Annotated in this window: 21 protein-coding genes, 1 tRNA gene and 1 pseudogene; 12 read left to right on the top strand and 11 right to left on the bottom strand. The window is 67.3% G+C overall.

Going from position 1 to position 23,672, the window contains the following annotated elements:
- Nucleotides 1-61: 61 nt before the first annotated feature.
- Nucleotides 62-2,167, top strand: coding sequence for a UvrD-helicase domain-containing protein (locus OMK73_RS27270; protein ID WP_267604753.1), 2,106 nt, complete (start codon nt 62-64; stop codon nt 2,165-2,167).
- 265 nt (nt 2,168-2,432) lie between these two features.
- On the opposite strand, the gene OMK73_RS27265 is transcribed toward OMK73_RS27270, so the two are convergent.
- Together OMK73_RS27265 and OMK73_RS27260 are read right to left on the bottom strand one after the other, a co-directional pair.
- Nucleotides 2,433-3,218 (bottom strand): protocatechuate 3,4-dioxygenase, encoded by a 786-nt coding sequence (locus OMK73_RS27265; RefSeq protein ID WP_267604751.1) that lies wholly within the window; start codon nt 3,216-3,218, stop codon nt 2,433-2,435.
- Nucleotides 3,208-3,840 (bottom strand): hypothetical protein, encoded by a 633-nt coding sequence (locus OMK73_RS27260; RefSeq protein ID WP_267604749.1) that lies wholly within the window; start codon nt 3,838-3,840, stop codon nt 3,208-3,210. The genes OMK73_RS27265 and OMK73_RS27260 overlap by 11 nt, the downstream gene beginning before the upstream one ends.
- A 420-nt stretch (nt 3,841-4,260) precedes the next feature.
- Between OMK73_RS27260 and OMK73_RS27255 the strand changes: the two genes are divergently transcribed.
- Nucleotides 4,261-4,992: a response regulator gene (locus OMK73_RS27255; RefSeq protein WP_267604748.1), complete on the top strand. Its 732-nt coding sequence runs from the start codon at nt 4,261-4,263 to the stop codon at nt 4,990-4,992.
- The gene (locus OMK73_RS27250; RefSeq protein WP_267604747.1) at nt 4,964-6,136 is read left to right on the top strand and encodes an ATP-binding protein; all 1,173 of its coding nucleotides are present in this window, start codon (nt 4,964-4,966) and stop codon (nt 6,134-6,136) included. The genes OMK73_RS27255 and OMK73_RS27250 overlap by 29 nt, the downstream gene beginning before the upstream one ends.
- A 32-nt stretch (nt 6,137-6,168) precedes the next feature.
- Here the strand turns inward: OMK73_RS27250 and OMK73_RS27245 are convergent, their stop codons facing one another.
- Nucleotides 6,169-7,236, bottom strand: a complete 1,068-nt coding sequence (locus OMK73_RS27245) for an ABC transporter substrate-binding protein (protein ID WP_267604745.1) — start codon at nt 7,234-7,236, stop codon at nt 6,169-6,171.
- Between the two features lie 461 nt (nt 7,237-7,697).
- Between OMK73_RS27245 and hemN the strand changes: the two genes are divergently transcribed.
- A complete protein-coding gene (hemN, locus tag OMK73_RS27240; RefSeq protein ID WP_267606531.1) occupies nt 7,698-9,101 on the top strand; it encodes an oxygen-independent coproporphyrinogen III oxidase in 1,404 nt (467 codons plus the stop codon).
- 61 nt (nt 9,102-9,162) lie between these two features.
- Here hemN and OMK73_RS27235 read toward each other — a convergent pair whose 3' ends face one another.
- Nucleotides 9,163-10,026: a c-type cytochrome gene (locus tag OMK73_RS27235; RefSeq protein WP_267604744.1), complete on the bottom strand. Its 864-nt coding sequence runs from the start codon at nt 10,024-10,026 to the stop codon at nt 9,163-9,165.
- 388 nt (nt 10,027-10,414) lie between these two features.
- Between OMK73_RS27235 and OMK73_RS27230 the strand changes: the two genes are divergently transcribed.
- Nucleotides 10,415-10,490 (top strand) — tRNA-Arg (locus OMK73_RS27230).
- Between the two features lie 26 nt (nt 10,491-10,516).
- Here the strand turns inward: OMK73_RS27230 and OMK73_RS27225 are convergent.
- The 3 genes from OMK73_RS27225 to OMK73_RS27215 are packed head-to-tail and all read right to left on the bottom strand — an operon-like array spanning nt 10,517 to nt 13,380.
- Nucleotides 10,517-11,230, bottom strand: coding sequence for a hypothetical protein (locus tag OMK73_RS27225; RefSeq protein ID WP_267604743.1), 714 nt, complete (start codon nt 11,228-11,230; stop codon nt 10,517-10,519).
- Nucleotides 11,231-11,947 (bottom strand): hypothetical protein, encoded by a 717-nt coding sequence (locus tag OMK73_RS27220; protein ID WP_267604741.1) that lies wholly within the window; start codon nt 11,945-11,947, stop codon nt 11,231-11,233.
- Entirely contained in the window at nt 11,872-13,380 is a 1,509-nt protein-coding gene (locus tag OMK73_RS27215; protein WP_267604740.1) for an alkaline phosphatase family protein, read from the bottom strand. The genes OMK73_RS27220 and OMK73_RS27215 overlap by 76 nt, the downstream gene beginning before the upstream one ends.
- 634 nt (nt 13,381-14,014) lie before the next feature.
- Between OMK73_RS27215 and OMK73_RS27210 the strand changes: the two genes are divergently transcribed.
- The 4 genes from OMK73_RS27210 (at nt 14,015) to arfB (ending at nt 15,748) form a co-directional block, all read left to right on the top strand.
- Nucleotides 14,015-14,380, top strand: coding sequence for a hypothetical protein (locus tag OMK73_RS27210; protein WP_267604739.1), 366 nt, complete (start codon nt 14,015-14,017; stop codon nt 14,378-14,380).
- A gap of 176 nt (nt 14,381-14,556) precedes the next feature.
- Nucleotides 14,557-14,820 carry a hypothetical protein gene (locus OMK73_RS27205; RefSeq protein ID WP_267604738.1) on the top strand — a complete coding sequence of 88 codons (264 nt, stop codon included), beginning with the start codon at nt 14,557-14,559 and terminating at the stop codon, nt 14,818-14,820.
- Nucleotides 14,821-14,827: 7 nt separating this feature from the next.
- Complete coding sequence (locus tag OMK73_RS27200; protein ID WP_420715676.1) at nt 14,828-15,289, top strand: lytic transglycosylase domain-containing protein; 462 nt, start codon at nt 14,828-14,830, stop codon at nt 15,287-15,289.
- A gap of 54 nt (nt 15,290-15,343) precedes the next feature.
- Entirely contained in the window at nt 15,344-15,748 is a 405-nt protein-coding gene (gene arfB, locus OMK73_RS27195; protein WP_174426883.1) for an alternative ribosome rescue aminoacyl-tRNA hydrolase ArfB, read from the top strand.
- Between the two features lie 41 nt (nt 15,749-15,789).
- On the opposite strand, the gene OMK73_RS27190 is transcribed toward arfB, so the two are convergent.
- Both OMK73_RS27190 and OMK73_RS27185 read right to left on the bottom strand, forming a co-directional pair.
- Entirely contained in the window at nt 15,790-17,166 is a 1,377-nt protein-coding gene (locus OMK73_RS27190; RefSeq protein ID WP_267604734.1) for a sensor histidine kinase, read from the bottom strand.
- A complete protein-coding gene (locus OMK73_RS27185; protein WP_267604733.1) occupies nt 17,163-17,831 on the bottom strand; it encodes a response regulator in 669 nt (222 codons plus the stop codon). Before OMK73_RS27185 ends, OMK73_RS27190 begins: the two co-directional genes overlap by 4 nt.
- A 246-nt stretch (nt 17,832-18,077) precedes the next feature.
- Here OMK73_RS27185 and OMK73_RS27180 point away from each other — a divergent pair, with 246 nt between their 5' ends.
- Genes OMK73_RS27180 through OMK73_RS27170 form a run of 3 tightly spaced genes read left to right on the top strand, consistent with a single transcriptional unit; the run spans nt 18,078 to nt 20,840 of the window.
- Complete coding sequence (locus OMK73_RS27180) at nt 18,078-19,085, top strand: ABC transporter substrate-binding protein (protein WP_267604731.1); 1,008 nt, start codon at nt 18,078-18,080, stop codon at nt 19,083-19,085.
- A 58-nt stretch (nt 19,086-19,143) separates the two neighbouring features.
- Nucleotides 19,144-19,941, top strand: coding sequence for an ABC transporter ATP-binding protein (locus tag OMK73_RS27175; protein ID WP_267604730.1), 798 nt, complete (start codon nt 19,144-19,146; stop codon nt 19,939-19,941).
- Between the two features lie 35 nt (nt 19,942-19,976).
- Nucleotides 19,977-20,840 carry an ABC transporter permease gene (locus tag OMK73_RS27170; protein WP_267604729.1) on the top strand — a complete coding sequence of 288 codons (864 nt, stop codon included), beginning with the start codon at nt 19,977-19,979 and terminating at the stop codon, nt 20,838-20,840.
- 593 nt (nt 20,841-21,433) lie between these two features.
- On the opposite strand, the gene OMK73_RS27165 is transcribed toward OMK73_RS27170, so the two are convergent.
- Both OMK73_RS27165 and OMK73_RS27160 read right to left on the bottom strand, forming a co-directional pair.
- A complete protein-coding gene (locus tag OMK73_RS27165) occupies nt 21,434-22,558 on the bottom strand; it encodes a porin (protein ID WP_267604728.1) in 1,125 nt (374 codons plus the stop codon).
- Between the two features lie 178 nt (nt 22,559-22,736).
- A pseudogene (locus tag OMK73_RS27160) lies at nt 22,737-23,656 on the bottom strand (alpha/beta hydrolase).
- Between the last annotated feature and the right edge of the window lie 16 nt (nt 23,657-23,672).

Here is a 23,672-nt window from a genome sequence, read left to right as displayed (position 1 = left end):
ATCCAGCCTCCGCCCAGCAATCGCGCATGCCGCGTTGCGCATCCGTCATTACCCGCCTCGCATGACCCACGGACTCAACCCTGCCCAATCCGAAGCCGTTCGCTACCTCGACGGCCCCTGCCTGGTACTCGCCGGCGCCGGCTCGGGCAAGACCCGGGTGATCACACAGAAGATCGCTCACCTGATCGAGGACAAGGGCTTCCAGCCCAAGCACATCGCCGCGGTGACCTTTACCAACAAGGCCGCCAAGGAGATGCAGGAGCGCATCGCCAAGCTGATGGAGGGCAAGACCACGCGCGAGGGCAAGCGCATCCCCATCAAGCAGATCACGGTCAGCACGTTCCACTCGCTGGGCGTGCAGATCCTGCGGGCCGAGGCGGAGCACGTGGGGCTGAAGCCGCGTTTCTCGATCATGGACTCCGACGATTGCTTTGGCATGGTGCAGGAGCAGCTTGCCTCCACCGACAAGAAGCTGATCCGCAGCGTGCAGAGCACCATCTCGCTGTGGAAGAACGGCATGGTCGATCCCGAGACCGCCATCGCCCAGGCCGACAATCCCGACGATCACCAGGCCGCGCTGATCTACCGCAACTACGTGGCCACGCTGCACGCCTACCAGGCGGTGGATTTCGACGACCTGATCCGCCTGCCGGCCGAGCTGTTCGCGCGCAACGAGGAAGTGCGCCTGCGCTGGCAGAACCGGCTGCGCTACTTCCTGGTGGACGAGTACCAGGACACCAACGCCTGCCAGTACCAGTTGCTCAAGCAGCTCGCCGGCGGCTCGCACCTGCGCGCGCCGGCCTTCACCGCGGTGGGCGACGACGACCAGGCCATCTACGGCTGGCGCGGCGCCACGCTGGACAACCTGAAGCTGCTGCAGACCGATTTCCCCGACCTGAAGGTGGTCAAGCTGGAGCAGAACTACCGCTCCACCGTGCGCATCCTGGAGGCGGCCAACGCGGTCATCTCCAACAATCCCAAGCTGTTCGACAAGAAGCTGTGGAGCGAGCACGGCATGGGCGACCCCATCGCCGTCAACCCGATGAACGATGAGGAGCACGAGGCGGAATCCGTGGTGTTCCGCCTGTCCGCCCACAAGTTCGAGCGGCGCGCGCAGTTCCGCGACTACGCCATCCTGTATCGCGGCAACCACCAGGCGCGGCTGTTCGAGCAGATCCTGCGCCGCGAGCGCATTCCTTATGTGCTCTCGGGCGGGCAGAGCTTCTTCGACAAGGCCGAGATCAAGGACATCTGCGCCTACCTGCGCCTGATCGCCAACCCGGACGACGATCCTGCCTTCATCCGCGCGATCACCACGCCCAAACGCGGCGTGGGCAACACCACGCTGGAAGTGCTGGGCACCTTCGCCGGGCAGGCCAAGGTCTCGCTGTTCGAGGCGGCCATGATGGGCGGCATCGAAGGCAAGCTGCAGCCGCGCCAGCTGGAGCCGCTGCGGGTGTTCTGCGAGGCCATGGTGCGCCTGGCCGGGCGCGCAGCCAGCGATCCCGCCACGCAGGTGCTCGACGACATGATGGAAGGCATCCACTACGAGGCCTACCTGTACGACACCTTCGACGAGCGCCAGGCCCAGTCGCGCTGGACCAACACGCTGGAATTCCTCGACTGGCTCAAGCGCAAGGGCACCAAGCCGGAAGCCACGGGCGAGGCGGAAGAGGCTACCGGCTTCGACACCGCCGACGGCTTCGGCGACGAGGGCAAGAACCTGCTGGAGCTGACCCAGACGGTGGCGCTGATGAGCATGCTCGAAGGCCGCGAGGAAGATCCCGACGCGGTGCGCCTGTCGACGCTGCACGCCTCCAAGGGGCTGGAATATCCGCACGTGTTCCTGGTCGGCGTGGAAGAGGGCATCCTGCCCCACTGCCGCGAAGACGAAGACATGAGCGACGAAAAGATCGAGGAAGAGCGCCGCCTGATGTATGTGGGCATCACGCGAGCCCAGCGCAGCCTGCACCTGAGCTGGTGCAAGAAGCGCAAGCGCGCCCGCGATACCTATTCGTGCGAGCCCTCGCGCTTCATCGGCGAGATGAAGCTCGAGGAGGCGCCCGCGATCAAGGACGAAACGCCCGCCATGAGCCCCAAGGATCGCCTGGCCGGGCTCAAGGCCCTGCTGGGAACGCCCGGCGCGCCAGGCAAGAACCCGGCATGACCGGCGCCGGCATGGCGTGCAGTGCCCCATGCCGGTGCCGAACGTACAAAGTCGATACATTGGCCTACAAGGGGGACATGACCCCCGCCCGATGTCCGTCTAACATCGCCGGTGCCTGGCCCGATGTACTGGACCAGGTGCCGCGTCGTTCCGTCCCTTCGGAGCGGCGTGGCCGGGCATTACGCCCGACTTCTTCCCTGTTCAGCGCCTCCGCACCTTAAGTCCGGGGGCGTTTTTTTAGGGAATCCGCCAGATCCTGTGGCTGTCAGGCGCGCGCGATGCCCAGGGTGAATTCGCCTTCCAGCGTGCCGGCCGCGTCCCGCAGGCGGCGTACCCGCAGCAGGTTGGGGCGCGCGCCGGCGATGCCGTCCCGTGCGTTTTGCACTGGCGAAGCGCCCCGCGCGCGATACGCGGCATGCTGGAGGTGCACCTCGCGGCTGAGGGCATCGTCGAAGAACAGCTGGGTGGTCAGCACCTCGGTCTTGCCGAGATGGATCTTCAGGTGGATATGCACCGCGCGCGGCGCGTACCAGCCCGGGTAGATCGTCAGGAATTGCGTGGCGCCATCGGGGCCGGTGGGCTGCACGCCGCGCAGGAAGCGGGAGGCGCTGGCGGGCACGGCGGGCATGCCGCCACCGTCCGGGCCTGGGCCTTGTTCCGGCCCCGGGCCGGGGCCGCCCGCAGGTGGCGGCGGCATGCTGCGCTGGTCGTAGCCGCTGTAGCTGCCGCCGGCATCGCAATGCCAGATGCTGGCCAGCGCGCCGGCCACTGGCGCGCAGCCGCGGTCGGTGTCCACCACGACCAGCCTCAGCCGCAGCAACTGGCCCGGCCGGCCATCGCGGATATCGCGGCGTACCAGCGCCTGGTCGATATAGAACGGGCCCTCGGTCATGGCCGGCGTGAGCAGGCAGGTGGCGGGTTGCGCGGCGGCATCGCCCGCCAGCCCCATCAACCCGGCGCCGAGGGATCCTCCCAGAACGCCGCCGAGGAAGCGGCGGCGGCCTGCGTTTGCCGCGATCGGGCCTGCGTGGTCGAGGGGCTTATTGGGCATCTGGCACTCCTGGTCGGTGAGGTCCCGCAGCGCCGGGTACGCTGAACGGGCCGTTCGCGCCGAAAGCGCAGGGCATGGGCGCCGGTCCGTGGCCGGGCATCGGGCCTGCCATGGCGCCGGGGAAGGAGTGGGGACCGGGGCCGAACGGGCCCGGCGGCGAGCCCGGCATGCGACCCTCCGGCATGTCGCGCAGGCGCTTGCGCTGGCCGGCATCCAGGCTTTCTTCAAACGCGATCCAGCGATCGCGCGCGGTGCGGCGATCCTTGTCGAGCGCATCGTGCAGGCGGTCTTCCCGCTCCGCGCGGGCGCGCAGCGACGGCTCGGGCCCCTCCGGCAGAGCGGGGCCGCCACTCTCGCGGATCAAGCGTGCCTGCAGTTCCAGCGCGTGCGCATGCGCTTCCCGCGCCGCGGCCCGGGCGGCTTGCCAGAGGGCGGCCTGGGCAGGCGTGAGCGCCAGCGCTTCGCGCAGCGATGCGGGTGCCGCCGGCTGGCGGGGGCCGGCAACGGCCGGCGCGCCGGTCTGCAGCGCGTGCGCCGGCAGTGTCAAGGCGCAGGCGCCGGACAGCACGGCGAGGGACAGCAGGGAACGCAGTCGGGGCAGTAAGGCTTGGGGCTGGGTCACAAGGATTCTCCATGGAGGTCATGCGGGGAGAGGCCCGGGATCGCCGACGTGATGCCGATGGCTTCAAGCATAGCGGGGCGCCGGGCTGCCGTTGCCTGCTTGTCAGGAACTTGCAGGCACAAAAGCGGCGGGATAACGACATGACATCTTAGAAAGGCTAGCCCCCTGTTGCTTGAGCGCTTGGTCAGCGCGCGCAAGCAATGCCGTACAAAGCGAGTCCCCGGGGCGGGCCGCTTTGTATCAAGCCCGGTACAAAGCGGCCACACCCTGCCTATCGGGCCGCCAAGCCGGGCTGGTAGAGTCAATCCCTGGCGACGGCCGCCTGCCGGGCCGCCCCGATCCGCTTCCATACCGAAGCAAACCTGCTGTCGACATGCCATACGCCACGCGGCAAACCACTGCAAAGCACGACGAAACCCGATGGACCATTCTCCCGCCACGCCCCTTCATTTGCTGATCGTCGACGACGATCCGCAGATCCGCTCCATGCTGGCCGAGTATCTCGCCACCTTCGGCATCGAAGCCGATGGCGCCGAGGGCGGAGCCGCCATGCGCGCCGCCATGGCCACGCGCGACTACGACCTGGTGGTGCTCGACCTCTCGCTGCGCGGCGAAAACGGCCTGGCGCTGTGCCGCGAGATCCGCGAGCGCGGCGACCTGCCGGTGATCATGCTCACCGCGCGCACCGAGCTGGCCGACCGCGTGGTCGGGCTGGAGGTGGGCGCCGATGACTATGTCACCAAGCCCTTCGAGATGCGTGAGCTGGTGGCGCGCATCCACACCGTGCTGCGCCGCACCCGGGGCGGCGGCGTGAAGCGCTCGGCGGCGGTGGGCGGCCACGAACTGCGCTTTGGCAGCTGGCGCCTCAACACCACGCTGCGGCAGCTGGTGGATGGCGAGGAAACCGTGGTGCCGTTGTCCAATGCTGAATTCCGGCTGCTGCTGGCATTCATCGAACATCCGAACCGCGTGCTCGATCGCGAGCTGCTGATCAATCAGGCGCGCGGCCGCGATCTCGATGTCTTCGATCGCAGCATCGACCTGCTGGTCTCGCGCCTGCGCCAGAAGCTGCGCGACGATCCGCGCGACCCGACGCTGATCCGTACCGTCCGAGGCGAGGGCTATGTCTTCACCGGCGCCGTCGAAGCCTGAGCGCGCGGGCTGGGTGGCCCGCCACGACTCCATGTTCATCCGGCTGTTCCTGGTGATGGCCGCGATCATGCTGGCCGTGCACCTGCTCGGCGTGACGGTCATCGAGAGCGTGTTCCCGCGCCCGGGGCATACCGGATTCAGCTTCGCCCCCGGTGACGAGCTTCCGCCTGGGCCGCCTCCGGGCGAACAGGGGCAGCGGGGCGAGCCGCCGCCGCCGGATGCCGGGGCGCGCGCGGACAACGGTGAAAGCGGCGCTCCCGTGCCGCCCCACCGCCAGCGCCGGACCCATGGTCTGGGGCCACCCCGCCTGGGGCTGCTGTTCCAGCTTGCCGCCATCGTGGCCGCGTCATGGGTGGGCGCGCGCCTGCTGGCCAGGCCCGTCCAGCGCCTGGCCAGCAGCGCCGGCCGGCTTGCCCAGGACGTGCATGCCCCGCCGCTGGATGAAGACAGCGGCCCGGCCGAGGCCCGCGCCGCGGCCAAGGCCTTCAACCACATGCAGCAGCGCATCCGCACCCAGCTGGCGCAGCAATCGCGCTTCCTGGCCGCCGTGTCCCACGACCTGCGCACTCCGCTCACCCGCATGAGCCTGCGCATCGAAGGCGTCGACGACAACCGGGTCCGCTATCGCCTGCGCCAGGACCTGGCGGAGATGAACGGGCTGATCGATGCCACCCTGTACTACCTGCGCGAGCGCGACGGCGCCGCCGCACCGCGCCAGCGGGTGGATGTGCATGCCTTGCTGCAGGCTGTGGTAGACGATGCCACGGAGATCGGCCAGGACGTCACCCTGTCCGGTGACGCCGAGCCACTGCTGGCCTATCCGGCCGAACTGCGCCGGGCGGTGGTCAACCTGGTAGAGAACGCCCACCGCTATGGCGGCAGCGCGCGCATCGAGCTGGCCGACAGCGCCGAGCGCGTGGTGATCGATGTGTGCGACAACGGCCCCGGCATCCCGCCGGAGGAGATGGCGCGCGTGCTGGAGCCGTTCTATCGGCTCGAATCCTCGCGCAACCGTACCACCGGCGGGGTCGGCATGGGCCTGTCGATCGCCTCGGATATCGTCTCGCGCCACGGCGGCGAGCTCAGCCTGGCCAACCGCCCGGAGGGTGGCCTGCGGGTGCGCATCGTACTGCCGCGTGCCTGAGCCCGCGCGCGGCCCGGTGCCCGCGCTACCGCTTACCGTGCCGTGCCGCCGCCCATCGCCGCGAGCTGCACATACTGCGAGCCGCGCGTGCCGTGCGTGAAATCCAGCACGAAGTCGCCCACGTCGACGCGGGCCTGCAGCGCGCGCCGCAGGTCCGCCGGGGTAGCCCCGCGCGGCCCGGACAAGGCCGTGCGCACCAGCCAGGCCGCGCCGATGTAGCCGGCCAGCGTGGCCGGCGAGGCGGGCTCGTCCAGGAACTGCTTCATCCGGCCCACATGCTCCTTGACCACGCGCAGGGTCAGATCCTGCGGGCCCGGGGCGATCTGGGTCAGCACGATGCCGCCGGTGTAGCCGGCGCCAAGAATCTCCCGCGCCGCCAGCGAATTGACCGCGGACAAGCCCACCAGGAAGCCGTACCAGCCCCGCGCCGCCAGCGCGCGGCCGAGATTGCCGTAGGCCAGCGTATCGCCCGCCACGATCACCGCGGCCGGGCGCGTGGTGGCGATGCGCTGCGCCAGCGCGGCAGCCTCGTTGCCTCTTCCGGCGTCCAGGGTGAGGACCTGCAGTCCGGTCTCCTGGTCGACCTGGCGCCGCCACGGCGTGCCGCTCGCCAGGCTGCCGGCCGCAAAATCCGGCGCCACGGCCAGCACGAGCTGCTTGAGGCCATAGCTGCGCAACTGCCGAATGGCCGCGTCCAGCTCGGTACGGTAATCGGCCCGGGTGTACCAGACGTGATCCGCCGCGAGCGACAGCCCCGATAACGGCGCCACGATCTGCACGCCGCGCCGGGCCAGTTCGGGCGAGGCGGCCAGCACCGGTAGCAGGGCGTCACTGGGACCGAACAGCAATTCAGCCCGCTCGCCGTCGACCAGCGACAGCGCCTGCGCGGTGGCCGCGCGCGGATCCGCGTCGACCTCGCGCACCACATGCACCACGCGCGGCTCGCGCGCGCCGGCGTTGGCCGCGTCGAACATGACCTTGGCCCCCGCCAGGTAGTCGCGCGCGAGGTCGGCCTGGGCGCCGCCGCGGTCCACCAGGTGGCCGATCACCAGCGCACGCCGTGGCGGCGACTGCGCCAGCAGGGAGGCGGGCGCCATCATGGCGCCGCCAAGTGCGGCCAGGACCCGGCGGCGCGGCAGCCGCGCCGGGGGGCAATCAGGGAAGGAACTTGCATGGGAACCCGCGAGGCCAGGTACAGAGGAATTGCGTGATTGGGAAGAGCGCCGCGCAGCCTACCCGGCCAAGGTGACGCTGGCATGACGCCGGACATGCCCCGGCCGCGGCGCGCGGCGTGTGATGGGCCGCGGCTTGACCCCGGTCAACGCAGGCGCGGGCGGCGCGCCCTACGATGAGTCATCGAATCCACGACGAAGGCCGCCCCATGGCTGCAACTGCCCCCGCCCCGTTCTCCAACGCAATGTCCATCCCCATCGCCGCGTCGAGCCCATCCCGCGCCTGCACCGGCAAATGCGGCGCCGCCTGCACCGGCAAGTCGGCGGCACGGGCCGCGGCGGCGCCGGACCGGCACGCCTTGTCGGACTTTCGCGCGCTGGCGGGCCGCATGGATGTCAACGGCCCGCGCTACACCTCGTATCCGACGGCGGACCGCTTCCACGGCGGCTTTGGCGCGCAGGACTACCGGCAGGCGCTGGCCGATTGCGCCACCAACGCTACCAATGCCGCCGCGCCGCTCTCGCTGTACGTGCACGTGCCATTCTGCGAGAACATCTGCTACTACTGCGGCTGCAACAAGATCATCACCAAGGACCACCGCCGCAGCGCCCGCTACGTGGACTACCTGGCACGCGAGATGGCGCTGGTGGCCCAGCAGCTCGGCGCGCGGCGCGAGGTGGTGCAGTCGCACTGGGGCGGCGGCACGCCGACCTTCCTCGATCCCGCCAAGATGCGCCGCGTCATGGACGCGCTGCACCAGCACTTCCGCCTGCTGCCCGAGGGCGAGCACGCCATCGAGATCGACCCGCGCCGCATCGGCGACGCGCAGATGGCGCTGCTGGCGGAGCTCGGCTTCAACCGCATCAGCCTGGGCGTGCAGGATTTCGATGCCGAGGTCCAGCGCGCCATCCACCGCGTGCAATCGCTGGCCGAGACGCAGTCGGTAGTCGACGCCGCGCGCCGGCTTGGTTTCCGCTCGGTCAGCATGGACCTGATCTACGGCCTGCCGCACCAGACCACGGCGCGCTTTGCCGCCACGGTCGAGCAGGTGCTGGCGATGCGCCCGGACCGGCTCTCGGTGTACAGCTATGCACACCTGCCGCATGTGTTCAAGCCGCAGCGGCGCATCGACGAACGTGCGCTGCCGGCCGCCGCCGAAAAACTCGACATCCTGGTCCGCACCATCGGGCAGCTCACCGCCGCGGGCTACGTCTACATCGGCATGGACCACTTCGCGCTGCCGGACGACGCGCTCGCCGTGGCCCAGCGCGAGGGCCGGCTGCAGCGCAACTTCCAGGGCTATTCCACCCACGCCGGCCATGACCAGCTTGGCTTTGGCGTCTCGTCGATCGGCGCGGTGGCGGGCCGCTACGTGCAGAACGCCCGCACGCTGGATGACTACTACCGTGGCCTCGACGCCGGCGTGCTGCCGGTGATGCGCGGCTTCGCCATGCGCGATGAAGATCACTTGCGGCGCGATGTCATTGGCGCCCTGATGTGCAATGGCGTGCTGGACGTGGCGGCGGTCGAAGCGCGCCACCGCATCGATTTTGCCGCGCATTTCGCGGCAGAGCTTGCGGAACTGGCGCAGCTGGCCGAGGACGGGCTGGTGCGTTGCGAGCCCGGGCGCATCGAGGTGACCCCGCTGGGGCGCTTGCTGGTGCGCCGCCTGGCCATGGTGTTCGACGGTTTCCTGCGTGAGGATGGCCGGCGGATGGAGCCGGTTGCCACCCGGAGCGCTGATGTAGGTACGCCGTTGCCGATGCCAACGCGCTACTCGCGGGTGGTTTAAGTCACCGAAAAACAAAAAGCCCGCGGCATGCCGCGGGCTTTTTGTCGAGAGCTGCTTGCGCTTACTTCGAAGCGTTGGCCATGTAGTCCACTGCGGCCATCACGTCGGCGTCCGGGCCGGCGTAGCCACCCTTCGGCGGCATCACGCCCTTGCCCTTCAGGGCGAAGGCGTGCACGGCGTCCATGCCTTCCTTCAGGCGCGGTGCCCAGGCGGCCTTGTCACCGAACTTCGGCGCACCGGCAACACCGGCTGCGTGGCAGGCGGCGCAGACTTGCTCGTAGACCTTCTTCCCAACTTCGGCGGAAGCCGGCGCGGCGGCTGCAGCAGCCGGTGCGGCAGCGGCGGCGGGGGCAGCTGCGGGAGCGGCCGCAGCGGCTTCCGAAGCAGCAGCCGTAGCCGGAGCCGCAGCGGCGGGAGCGGCGGGTTCGGGGAACTTGGCGCCACCGGCGTCGGCCATGTAGACCACGGCGCGGCCGAGTTCGTAATCGCTGTAGTCGTCGGCGGTGGTGCCGGCACGGGCTTGCATGGCGCCCTTGCCGTGCAGCACGGAGTTCAGCAGGCCGGCAAAGCCCTGGCCGATGCGCGGAGCCCAGTCGCCGGCGGTGCCGTACTTGGGCGCGCCGGCAGCACCGGTGGCGTGGCAGGCGGCGCAGACTTCCTTATAGACCTGCTCGCCCGTCTTGTAGACGCGCGGTGCGTTCGGGTCCTTCAGTTCGAGCGAGGCGACCGGCTTGATGCGGTCATTGACGGCTTCCGCGGTAGCGGTTGCGCCCGCACCTTCCTTGGCACCGTGTCCGACAAAGTTGACCAGCAGGATGATCACGATGATTGGCACCAGGAAGGCGGCAATCACCACAGCGATCAGCTGCTTGGGGGTCTTGATGGGAGACTCGTGTTCGTCTTGTGCGTTGTGGACGTCGCTCATACTCAACTCTCAATTTTGCAGGAAACCTGTGGCCGCTCGCGATCGGCTGCTTATGTGGCCGCTTGCTCGGTGGCCAATTTCCCCTGGCCAATTGCGCGCATCGGACTATTATCCGGTGCCAACTGCCCCGAAACGGGCCAGCCGGCAGGGCGCGGCACCATCATCCCCGGATCTGATGTGGACGTTGCGCAGCCCCGTTTTTACACAAATAACTCGCGATTATAGCCTCAAAGACCTACCGCATGGAGGCAAAAGCGGCTTGCAAGAGACGTCATCAGGCCGCACTTTTCAGCCTGCCGTGGACGTCTCCCGCCAAACACGGTATCCTATCGGACTTTCCGGCAGCGGCACTCGCGCGCTGCCCGTGTTGTACCTCGTCATACCCTGTGCGCCCGTAGCTCAATGGATAGAGTACTGCCCTCCGAAGGCAGGGGTTGCTGGTTCGATCCCAGCCGGGCGCACCAAAATTCCCAGTTGAATCAGATACCGCTCAGTCAGGCTCGATGTCCGCGTTGGCGTCATTCAGGACGTAGCCGCCGTCCTTGATGTCGAAGACGTCACTCGGTAGCGGCCCGATGGCAATGGCGGTCAGACGCCAAATCACATGGCCTTGCTGGTCCAGCATCAGCAACGGCAGGCAAAAGCGCTCGCTCCAGCACACGGCGCTGCCCGCCTCGCCAGCCTCCAGCACGTACCAGTTGCACCTATCGATCGCCTTTGGCGCGCCCCCGGGCGCGGCCGCGGTACGCAGCCTGTATGGCCCCATTGGGCGCTTCAGGCCGTGCGCCAGATCGAACCAGTCTGAGAAATTGCCTAGCCGGAACAAGTTGGTACGGGAAATCCGCGTGTGGATCTTCCGCTGATGGTCCAGTACGGACATCGACCATTCGGCAGAGCCCGCGGGCCGGGTGATGAAGCTGTCCACGTCCTGGTCGGAGCGCCGGCGCAGGCGCTGCAGGCCTTCACGCCAGACTTCCAGCCGGTGCTCGCTGCCTGCGCTGGCGTAGCTGACCTGGAAATGAAGAGCACTGGGCTCTCCCCGGGTATCGAACACCTGATCAAACTTCAGGCTGTCGGCCGCGCAGACAGGGAGTGCAAAGGCAGATGCTACTGCGAGCGCGGCGAGCCGCGCATGGCGCCCCGACAGCACGAGCAGGGCGCAGGGAAACGTGGGTAGCCGCATCCTGGGGCGCATCTTCGGCATCTACTGGCGGACCGCCTGCGCGGAATCGAAGTAGCGGTAGGTCTTGCCGTCGACCGACAGGTCCTTGACGTTCAGGTTGATGGTGTACGAGCCGCCGGTGAGCGTGTTATCCCTGGTCCTGCCTGTCAGATCGGTCAAGGTTTCGAAGCGCAGTCCGCTGGCAGCGCTGGCCGGATGCATCACGGAGGCCGCGACCGTCGGCGTCCGGGCGCTGGCCGGCGCGACCAGCGCCTCGTTGAGGATGCGTCCGTCGGCCCTGGGCAGGGACTGGCCCAGCAGGTAGGCCACGGTCGGCGCCACGTCGACGTTGCCGCTCGGGATGGCGACCCTGAGGCCGGACTGGAACGCAGGCCCCTTGGCGATCAGCGTGTTATGCACATCCGCGGGGCTGAAGCTGCCGTGCATGCCCCGTTGTCCGGCGAAGCTCTCGAACTCGATGCCTGGCACGCCCTGTATGGCCTGCGCGCTGTCCCAACTGAAGCTCACCACGACGTCGGGCTGGCCATTGTCCTGACGGGTAGCGCTTTCCAGGTTGACCATCGACATGGGCAGCACGCCCTGGATGGCCGGCCGCAGGCCGGTAGCCAGGTAGCGGCTGTCGACGAACACCGCGCCATATTCCTGGCGCTGCTGCAGGAACCTCACCAGGCGGGCGACCGTGGCCTGATCGTGCCCTGGTACGTAGAAGTAGTCCGAGCCACCGTTGGTGGCGACCACGATGCCATCGGGTTCCAGCGTGCCCGCGGCCGGCACGGCGAAGCTTGCCCTGGGGGCGGTGCCGGTGGGCGGGTTGGCACTGATGGCCATGTAAGGTGTGTTGGGCTTGCCGCAGAGCGCACCGGTGGCATCCACCTGCACCGCATAGCTGGCCGTGCCATCGGCCTTGATGCCTGCCATGGCCGAGGTGGCGCATCCGGCGCCGTCATAGGCCTTGAAGCCGCGATACCACAGCAGGTCCGCCGAGCGCACGTCCCCCGAGAACGAATAGCCATGCACCGGATCCGGCGCGCCGACGGCAGCCGCCGAAAGGTTCGCGCCATTCGGCCTGCTGGCAGAGGGGTAATGCCGAGCAACGGGAAGACGGAGACCGGACCGGACACGCTGCTGTGGCCGTGGTCGGACACCACGACGAGGTTCGTGCTGCTATCGAGCTGGTTGTTCCGCAGCGCGGCCATCAGCTCACCCAGGCGCGCGTCCTGCGAGCGCAAGCCCGCTTTGTAGTTGGCCGTGCCCGGGCCGTAGCCGTGTTCCACATTGTCCGGCGTGCGGAACCAGATCACTGACAGGTCGGGCTTCTTCCTCGGCAGGATGTAGCCCGTGTAGACCTGCATCATGTATTGGTTCGCGGCATCCTCCGGCGCCCCCTGGGTGCGATCGGCGGAGTCGCGCGCCGAGACCGCGATGGCGCCCGCCGGATCGAACTGGGAGGTGTTGAACGTCACGTACCCGGCGCGGGCCGTCGGGCTGCCATTGCCGGCGGCGAGCGTGACGGCGTCGGTGCCGGCATAGCCATGCACCGTGTTGGCCGGCAGCGCATAGCCTGCCGCCTGGAGTTCGGTCACCAGTCCGCGCGGCATCACCGTGTTCTCATCCACGAAGTAACCGCCCCGCGCCAGGTCCTGGATATAGGCGGCACCGGACTTGCCGATGGCGGCGGTGGTCAGGCCGGCATCCTGCGCGGCTTTGAACAGGCTCTTCACCAGCAGCAGCTGGCTGCCATAGTAGGCATTCAATGTGGCGAGGACCTGGTAGTCCTCGGTAAACACCGGCGTTGTGTAGCTTTGCGGGCTTCCGCTGGCGGCCTTGCCGGCAGGGATGGTGTGTGCGCTGCCCTGCGGGGGCGTCCAGAACGTGTTGCCATAGAATCCGCTCGTCCTGGGGAAGACGCCTGTCGCGAAGGACGCGCCGTTCATCATCGTGAAGGTCGGATACGTGGCGTGGTTGTCCGTGAACTCCACGCCCGCCGACTTCAAGGCATACAGGTTTGGCGTGTCGGTGGCATTGATGGCGTCGGGCCGTAGCCCATCCCACACCATGATGATGGTGCGCCCGGGCGCGGCGGAGGTGCTGCCGGGAGTGCCGCCGCCGTAGCCGCTGCAGCCGGTGAGCAGGAAGGCCAGCGTGATTCCTGCCGATGCCGCGAGGGACATGTTCAACGGTTTCATGAGCGTCAACCCCGTGCAAGAAAGGATGGAGCGGGAAAGCGAATCCTTCGGAATCCTGCACTGCCGCGTGCGGGCCCCAGAAGGTAACAGTAGGCGCAGTGAAGGCAGAGCGTGCAGCGAATGGCTTTGTCGAGACTATGAAATCCCCATGACATTCGAATGATGCGAAAGGCAGAAGCGTCCCGCTGGTTCGAACGTCACCTGTGCGCACGTTGTGCCGTTGATACAGCCCCAACGCGCCTCGGCACATTCCGGGTAGCGGCGGGACCGCTGCAGGTGGTTTCCGGCGGCGCGGGCGGTGTGGCGCAAGGCGCATTTCCAAATTGCACCGGGCGACCTGTCGAGCACGTGTCTTGCGCGAATGTGCCATAGCCGGCTCATAGTCGCGCCCGCGCGCCTTACGGCTGCCTGGCGGGAGGGACTGTCAATCAGCAAACAGAAGCGCTTTTCACCCTTAATTGCGCCTTTTCGCCCGCTCGGCCCAATGCGTAAATGGCCCGCATCAAACGCCTCGGGAAGCCATTCTATGTGCAATATCGCAGACAAACTGCCCCGCGAACGTGCCTGCCGGGCACTTGCTCATTCGTGGCTGCCGGGCGCATTGGCAAGGCGCCTGGCGATGGCGCTGCCGGGCGCGGCGGCACTGCTCGTGATGGCAGGTTGCGCCCAACTGCCTGCCTTCACGGCGGCGCAAGCACCTGCGCCGGAGAACGTGATTGCTAGCTTTGTGATCCCGCCGGACGCGCTTGGCGCGCGCGATGCGCAACTCGCGGGCGTGCTCGCCAAGGCGGGGGCGCTGGCGGCCCGGCAGAAGCAGCCGGCCACCATCGTCGTCACCGCGCTTGGCCAGGATCTGCCCTACCTCAACCAGGCGATCTGGAAAGGCGTGCCGGCACAGCGGAGCGCCGCGGTTCACCTCGAGAACCTGACGGCCGGCGCAAGCCAGCCGTACAGCGTCACTATCAAGACGGCGCAATCGCAATAACGCAATAAGGAGCCGCAGCCGATGCACCGCCTCACCCTGTTCGCAGCCAGCCTGTCGCTGGCCATGCCGGCCTTTGCCGCCGAGCCTGGCGCCGATGCCCGTCCTGCCTTGTCCGCACCCGCAGCCGCAGCCGCGCCTGCGGCGGACAAGGTCTACCCACCCTGCCTTCGCTGGCCATGTTGCCGCCCGCGAGCGGCAACGACGAGCTCAGCGCGCCGCACGTGGGGCACACCGCCAGGGCCAGGATGAAAGCGCCGCCCGCGCAGGAACGCAAGAGCCTCGCGCCCGTGGTGCGGCTGGTGGTCTCCGACGCCTCGCGTGCGTACCTGGACAAGATCGCACATCAGCTTGACCAGGCCCTGCAGCAATCGTCCCCGCCCGGCCCGGTGGACGATCGTCGCCAGCGTCTGGCAAGCGAGGGCGTCAATCGTGTCCGCTAACGCGCAGATGAAGCCAGCCGGCACGCTGGCCGGCTGCGTGCTGGCGTTGTCGCTGTTGCTGTTGCTGTTTCATGGCGCCGCCCGCGCGCAGGATTGCTTCGAGGAGGCGGGCACCTACCAGGGCGTCAATCCTTCGGTGTTGCGCGCCATCGCGTGGTTCGAATCGAAGGGGAATCCCGCCGCGGTGAACCGCAATGCGAACGGGTCGATCGACGTTGGGCAGTTGCAGATCAACTCGGTGCATTTCAGCGACCTGGCACGCCAGGGCGTGCCGAGCCGAGCGCTGACCGATTCATGCGTCAACGTCTATGTCGCCGCCTGGCTGCTAAAGCAAAAGATGGTGAAGCATGGCAACACCTGGCGCGCCATCGGCGCCTACCACTCCGAATCGCCGAGCCAGCGCGACGCTTACGCGCGCAGCATCCAGCGAATCCTGGTGGCCTGGGGCGAGCTGCCGTCGGCCCGCTAGGACACGGCTAGCGCATGGGAGCAGGCCGCACCGGCCCTTGCTATCATGCGACCCATGCTGCCCGACATCACCATCCCCCACACCGAATACGAGATCACCGCGATCCGCGCGCAAGGCGCCGGCGGGCAGAACATCAACAAGGTGTCCAACGCGGTGCACCTGCGCTTCGATGTCCGTGCCTCCTCGCTGGAGGAAGGGCACAAGGCGCGGCTGCTGCAACTGCATGACCACCGCATCACGCGCGATGGCGTAGTGGTGATCAAGGCGCAGCAGCACCGCAGCCTGGAGATGAATCGGGAAGAGGCGGTGCAGCGCCTGCACGACCTGGTGCGCAGCGTGGCCACGCCGCCACGCACGCGCCGTCCCACGCGGCCCACCTTCGGCTCGAAGATGCGGCGCCTCGAAGGCAAGAGCCAGCGCAGCCAGGTCAAGGCGCAGCGCGGCAAGGTGGTGGACTAAGGGCGACGTTCAGCGCCGACATCGGTGTCCGGCACCGGCACTCAGGCGGCCAGGGGCAGGCGCACCGTCAGCGTGACGCCGCGCCCGCCGATGCCCGCGCTCAGGCTCACCTGGCCTTGCGCCGTCAGCACAATCTCCTTGACGATGGCAAGCCCCAGGCCGCTGCCTTCCTGGTTCGGCAGCGCGTTGCGATAGAAGCGATCGAATACCTTGGGCCGCGCTTCGGCGGGAATGCCGGGGCCGTTGTCGCTCACCGCGAGGACGGCGCATTTCGCCTCGAGCGTCAGGGCCACGGTGACCTGGCCTTGCGCCGGCGTGTAGCGGATCGCGTTGTCGACCAGGTTGGATACCACGGCGGCCATCATCCATTCGTTGACGCCCACCCGCGCACTGCCGACCGCCAGCTCGGCGCCCAGGTCGATGCCCTTGCGCTGCGCCAGCACCACCATGTCTTCCAGCACGGCGGTCACCAGCGGCACCAGGTCCGCGCCTTGTTGCGCGGCACCGGCACTGCGCGCGGCTTCGGCCTGCGACAGCAACAGCAGCTTGTTGGCCAGGTTGGTCATGGCCTGCGTGCTGGTCTCCATCGAGCCGAGGATCTCGCGCAGCCTCGCCTCATCGTCCACCCGCGCGGCAAACTCCAGCTGCGCCCCCAGCACCGCGAGCGGGGTGCGGATCTGGTGCGCGGCATCGGCGATAAAGCGCTTTTGCTGGCGCACATATTCGTTCAGGCGCTGGATGCACTGGTTGATCGCCTCGACAATGGGCCGCAATTCCTGCGGCAGGTCGATTGCGCTCACCGGTACCAGATCCATCGGGTCGCGTCCCGCCACTTCGTCTTTCACGCGCAGCAGCGGGCTCAGTTCCACCGTGAGCCCGATCATCACCAGTCCCACTGCCAGCAGCAGCATCACCACTTCGCGCAGCAGCGCCGGCATGCGCAGGCTGCGGACCAGCTCGTGGTTGCCGATCAGCGTCTGGCCCACGGTGACGGTGACCTTGCGGGCCTCTCCGGAGTCGAACATCGTGCGGGTGGCTTGCACTACCCGCACCGGCTGCGACTGAAAACGCGAAGAGTAGAACACGGGGCTGGAGGCGCCCGCCATCGGCGGTTGCTCGAACCGCGGATTGCCGGCCAGGATCCGGCCGCGATCGTCGACCACATTGTAGAAAACGTGGTCGCCATAGGGCGAGTCGAACAAGGACAGCGCCGACGGTGGCACCTGCACCGTGATGCGCCCGTCCGCCCAAGCGATGTGGCCCGCGATGACATCGGCCGAAGCCTGCAGCGCACGGTCTTGCACACGGTTTGCGGTATCCGCCGCACTCAAGTAGGCGGCGTAGCTGCTGATGCCCACAAAGGCCGCCAGCGGCACCAGCAGCCATAGCAGCAACCGTACCCGCAGGCTGTGGATCATTGCTTTTGCTGCAGCAGGTAGCCCAGGCCGCGCAGCGTCATGATGGTGGCCTGGCAGCCCTCGAGCTTTTTGCGGATGCGGTGGATATAGATCTCGATGGCGTCCTCGCTGGCCTCCTCGTCGAGCGAGTAAACGCCTGACATGAGGCTCGCCTTGGACACGGTCTTGCCCAGCCGCATCATCAGGATTTCCAGCGCGGTGTGTTCTTTCAGCCGCAACGAAAGCAGCTCTCCTGCCACGTAGAACTGCCGCGTGTCGGTGTTGTAGGTGAGGTCGCCGCAAACCAGTTCGGCTTGCTTCTCTCCGGTCTGCCGCCGGGCCAGGGCTTTGATGCGCGCGACCAGTTCCCGCACTTCGAAAGGCTTGACGAGGTAGTCGTCGGCGCCCAGGCCGAGGCACTCCACCTTCTCGTCGATCGATGCGCTTGCGGTCACCACCAGCACCGGCACGTTGTTGCGGCGCGAGCGCAGCCGGCGCAACACGCTCTTGCCGGCCAGCCGCGGGATCTGCAGGTCGAGCAGCACCACGTCATAGCTCTGCGTCTGCAGCAACTGATCGGCGTACTCGCCGTCCAGCGCGGTGTCGACCATGAAGCGCTCTTCCTTCAGCAGCCTCGCCAGCCAGTGGATGAGCGAAGCGTTGTCTTCGATCAGCAATACCTTCATGAACCGCTCTGGTGAGGACCTACTGTTACCGGGGTCTCCTTTTACCACTGCCCGCCCCGCCGCAGGACACCGCACCATATCGGGATATTCCCTGAGATGCGGCGAAAGCTGCGTGAAGGTTTGCGCTGCCTAGAATGATTCGAACCCCGCGCTATGGCCTCGGCGAGCGCGGAGGCGTCCCATCACCAGAGCCCAATAATGGCCCGGCCACCAAGACCTGGCGCCAGCAAAACAAGGGAGACAAAGATGAATGCATACAGGAAAGGCGCGCTCGCAGTTGCCTTTGCAGCACTTGCGGTCGCGCACACGGCGCAGGCGGCCGATGGCAAGCTATCGATCATGGTGGGCGGCGCGACCAAGATCATCTACCTGCCGGCCAGGCTGACCGAGCAGCTGGGCTACTTCAAGGAAGAGGGGCTGGACGTCGAGATCCTCTCGCAACCGGCCGGGGTCGACGCCGAAAACGAACTGCTGGCCGGCGCGGTGCAGGGCGTGGTGGGCTTCTACGATCACACCATTGACCTGCAAAGCAAGGGCAAGGAAGTGCAGGCCGTGGTGGTGTTCGGCAAGGTGCCGGGCGAGGTGGAGATGGTGGCCACGCGCGCGGCCGGCCAGATCAAGAGCATGGCCGACGTGAAAGGCAAGACGCTAGGTGTGACCGGCCTGGGCTCGTCGACCAACTTCCTGACGCAGTACCTGGCCTTCAAGGCGGGTGTGGCGCCCAGCCAGTACACGGTACTGCCGGTCGGTGCCGACAACAGTTTCATGGCTGCGATACGCCAGAGCCGCATCGATGCCGGCATGACCACCGAGCCCACCATCTCGCAATTGCTCAAGACCGGCGAGGCGCAGGTGCTGGTCGACATGCGCACGGCCGAGGGCACCACCCAGGCACTCGGCGGGCTCTACCCGGCTTCCAGCCTCTATATGCAGCGCGCCTGGGTGGAGGGGCACAAGGAGCAGGTGCAGAAGCTGGCGCGTGCCTTCGTCAAGACCATGCGCTTTATCAAGACCCACAGCGCCGAGGAGATCGCGCAGAAGATGCCCAAGGACTACTACGGGAATAACCGCGAGCTCTACGTCAAGGCCCTAGGCGCCTCGCTGCCCATGTTCACGGACGACGGCAGGATGCCTGCCGGCGGCCCCGAAACGGTGCTCAAGGTGCTCGCCTCGTTCGATCCGACTGTCAAGGGCAAGCACATCGAACTGGGCCGCACGTTTACCAACGAGTTCGTCGACCGCGTCGCAAAGTAAGGCGCCAGGCGAACAACCGGTCCGCGCCGCCGGCGCGCGCGGACTGCAAGGAACCTTCATGACCAATACCGTACCGCAAGACGTGCCGGCCATCGAATTCGAGCGTGTCTCCTGCCGCTTTATCGCGCCCGACGGCACTGCCACCGTGGCTCTGCGCGACTTCTCCATGCGCGTGGGCAAGGGCGAGTTCGTCGCCATCGTCGGACCGACGGGATGCGGCAAATCGACCACGCTGAGCCTGATCACCGGCTTGCTCAAGCCGAGCACCGGCGAGGTGCGGCTGATGGGCAACCGAGTGACCGGCATCGATCCTCGCATCGGCTTCGTGTTCCAGGCCGACGCGGTCTTCCCGTGGCGCTCCGTGCTGCACAACGTGGCGGCGGGGCCGCTGTTCCGCGGCGCCGGCCGCGACCAGGCCTATGGCCTTGCCGAAGAATGGGTGCGCAAGGTCGGGCTGGCCAAGTTCAGCAACCACTACCCGCATCAGTTGTCGGGCGGCATGCGCAAGCGCGTGGCGCTGGCGCAGACCTTCATCAACAACCCGCAGATCCTGCTGATGGACGAGCCATTCAGCGCGCTGGACATGCAGACCCGCACCCTGATGCAGGACGAGTTGCTGCAGCTCTGGTCGCAGAACGCCGGCTCGGTGGTGTTCGTCACGCACGACCTGGAAGAAGCCATCGCCATGGCCGACCGGGTCTTCGTGCTGACCGCGCGTCCGGCCACCCTCAAGCGTGTTTACGAGATCGACCTGCCGCGCCCGCGCGTGACTTCGGAGATCCGCTACGAAAAGCACTTTGTCGAACTGTCGCGCGAGATCTGGGCCGATCTGCGCGAGGAAGTCCACATCGACTGATGGGGCACCGCCAACCGTAGCCAATGCCAATGCCAATGCCAATACCAATGAATATGGAAGCAAACACGGCCCTTGCCGACGAACTCGACACCTTTGAACGGGAAGCGCGGCTAGCCATGCGCCGGCGCCGCCAACTGATCATCACCCTGCGCATCGCCTTGCTGGTGGTGGCGCTGGGCGGCTGGGAGCTGGCGGGCCGGCTGCACTGGATCGACCCGTTCTTCTTCTCCATGCCCTCGCTGATTGCAGAGCAGATCTACGACTGGTTCGTCAACGGTACCTCGCAGGGCCCGTTGCTGGAGCAGGTGGCGGTCACGCTGGAGGAGACTGGGCTGGGCTTCCTGATCGGCTCGGTTGCCGGCGTGATCTGCGGCATCGTGCTCGGGCGCAACAAGCTGCTGGCCGATGTGTTCAGCATCTACATCCAGATTGCCAACTCCATCCCGCGCGTGGTGCTGGGCTCGATCTTCGTGATCGCGCTGGGCCTGGGCATGGCCTCCAAGGTGGCGCTGGCGGTGGTGATGGTGTTCTTCGTGGTGTTCGGCAATGCCTTCCAGGGCGTGCGCGAAGCCGACCGCTACCTGATCGCCAATGCGCAGATCCTCGGCGCCTCCAAACGGCAACTGACCTTTGCCGTGGTGGTGCCGTCGGCATTGAGCTGGATCCTGGCCAGCCTGCACGTCAGCTTTGGCTTCGCGCTGGTAGGTGCCGTGGTGGGCGAGTTCCTGGGTTCCAAGCAGGGCATTGGCCTGCTGATCGCCACCGCGCAGGGCGCGTTCAATGCCAGCGGCGTATTCGCCGCCATGATCGTGCTGGCCGTGGTGGCGCTCGCCGCGGATTTCCTGCTGACCACGCTGGAAAACCGCCTGCTCAAATGGAAGCCGGGCAACCTGGCCTGAGCTTTGTTTCGCGGCGCGCCGCAATAGCGCTACGCACGCGCCGGGACGCTATCTCCCTTGCCCACGCCGACTCTCCGTCGGCGTGGGCCTTTACTTGGTTCGCCGGACTTCCTGCGAGCGCCCGCCCTCTCCCCGGCCCCTCTCCCACAAGTGGGAGAGGGGAGCAGACCAGTGGCAATGAACGGAGCCGACGGATGGGCCAACACCGCATGCCATGACGACGGCTGTCGCTCCCTCTCCCCTCAGGGGCAGGGGGAGAGGGAGCAGACCAGTGGCAATGAACGAAGCCGACCGATGGGCCAACACCGCCCGCCATGACGACGGCTGTCGCTCCCTCTCCCCTCAGGGGAGAGGGCTGGGGAGAGGGGTGGCTTAGCAAGGAGCCACCGGAAGCGGAGCCCATGGTGTTTTCCAGCACGCAGGCATAACCAGCGCCCACCCTCTCCCCCGGCCCATCTCCCACAAGTGGGCGACGGCGGCAAACCTGAAGCACGGAACGAAGCCGCCAGAACGAAAAAACCCGGCTTGTGGCCGGGACAAGGAAAGTTCGGAGCCAGGCCCGCGCCGCGAGGCACGGGGCCGATGCAACGGGATCAGAAGCGCGTGCGCATACCCACGGCGAACTCGCTCTGGTGCGCGAAGCCGTTCGACTGCGCGGCGTGATAGCCGTGCTGCAGGAACATGTAGTCGGCCGCCAGGTAGACCTCGGTGCGCTTCGAGAAGTGGTAGAAGATCGAGCCGTACACCGTGTTCTTGCGGCCGCTGTCGGTTGCGGTCGAACTAGCGGTGTTGCCGTAAGCGTTGATCGTGAAGCCATCGGCATTCAGGGCGGCGTGGCCGGCCTTCATCATCTGGTAGCCGATCTCATAGTCGAAGGCGCCTGCCGGATCGACCTTGAGCGACACGGTGTAGGCGTCGTCCTTGCGCTGGCCCAGCGCGCCCTGCTCCGCGGTGTAGTGGAAATAGCCCGCGCTGGCGCGCACGATGCCCCACACATAGTTGCCGCCAGCCGAATAGGTACGGTTGCGCTGGCCATTCACGTTGGCCTGCGTGAAGAAGCTCGAGACGTGGAAATTGCCGCCGTTGTAGCCCAGGGTGACTGTTTCCGTGGTGTTGCGCGACGGCGCGCCCGGCACTTCGCCGAACTGGTAACCCGCGCCGGCGGTCAGGCCGTTGTCGAACAGCTTCTTCCACACCACGCCATTGTCCATGCGGGTGCCGGTGGCGCTGCCTGCGTAGAACACCAGCTGCTTGAAGTTGTTGTTGTTGGTGTAGCCGCCTTCTTCCGTGGTGATGGCCGCCGGGCCGTAGGGATCGCCATAGAGGCCGGAGGCCATCGGGTCGCGCCCGAGCGCATTCTGGCGGCCGAAGGTCAGCTTGCCGAAGACATCGCTGTTGATGCCGACCCAGGCGTCACGGTTGAACAGCACGCCGGGGGTGTCCATCGCGCCGTTGTAGCTCTGGAATTCGCTCTCCAGCTTGAAGATCACCTTGGTGCCAAAGCCAATGTCTTCCGCGCCGGTCAGGCCCCAGCGGTTGCCGCTGAACCAGGCGGGCTGGTGGTAGCCGGTGAGGCGATCGCCTTTTGCATTGGCGTTGCTGATGGTGCTGATGGTGGTGTCGATGAGGCCGTAGAGCGTCACGTTCGATTGCGCGTTGGCGTGGCCGGCAAAGGCCGCGCCGATCGCCAGCGCGAGGGCTGTGGTTTTGGTTTTCAAGTTGATCTCCTCGGGGCTCGCTAGTCTTGTCGATGATTCAGGCTGCTCGCGGGCCGGACACGTGTCACGGCCATGAGCCAGCCCCTGCATCGTAGGCTTGGCAAGCCTTCATCCAGCTTTCCCGCCGTTGCGCGGCTGGCTCAGGGAAAATACCGAGGAAACCAGACAAGGCAGGCGTTCAGCCGCTTGTCACCCGCGTGGCAAACGCAGCCGCATCGGCCAGCGCGCGGCGCGCTTCCGGCAGGAAAGGATGGTAGAGCTGCCACACGTGCGGCACCCCGCGCCAGATATGCAGCTCGGCGTCGCCGCCCGCCGCCTTGGCGCGTTCCACCAGCCGGCGCGAATCGTCGAGCAGCACTTCCTTGTCGCTGGCCTGCACATAGAGCGGCGGCAGCGCGGCCAGCGCTTCCGGGTCCGCGTAGAGCGGCGATGCCAGCGGCTCCGTGGCAACGGTGTCGCCCAGGTACAGGCGCGCGACGCGGGAGATCGAGTCGCCGTGGAACATGACGTCGTGGCGATCGTTGCTGCGCAAGGTTTCACCCGTGGCCGCCAGGTCGGTCCACGGCGAGAACAGCAGCGCGCCGGCGGGCAGGGCCATGTGGCGCGCTTGTAACGCGAGCAGCGTGGCCAGCGCCAGCCCGCCGCCGGCGGAGTCGCCCGCAATGACGATATGGCCTGGCGAGATGCCGAGCGCGAGCAGCGCGACGTAGGCGTCGACCGTATCGTCCAGCGCGGCGGGGAAAGGGTGCTCGGGCGCGAGCCGGTAATCCAGCGAAAACGCGGGCATGCCGGCCTTGCGTGCCAGTGCCAGCGTGAGCGGGCGATGCGTCTGGGGCGTGCAGAAGTAGTAGCCGCCGCCGTGCAGGTAGAAGATCGTGGGAACATCCGCCGTTGCGTTGCCGCCTTCGCGCCGCGTCCACTCCCCGGCAGCGCGGGATCCTCGGAGCGCTCGATGCGCCAGCCCGCGGGCACGCGCGCGTTCTGCCCGAACTGCGCCATCGCGCGGCGGGTGCCGGCCACGTCGATGTGCTCGGGTGGTGCGCCGCGCTTCAGGCGCTTTCTCAGTCCATAAGACAGCAACAGGTTCTGCAGGCTCATCGGTCTCCTCGCTTGG

This window comes from Cupriavidus sp. D39 (assembly GCF_026627925.1).
GTDB lineage: Bacteria > Pseudomonadota > Gammaproteobacteria > Burkholderiales > Burkholderiaceae > Cupriavidus > Cupriavidus ulmosensis.
Note: the sequence above shows the minus strand (reverse complement) of the source record. Positions and strands in the feature narration are given on the sequence as shown.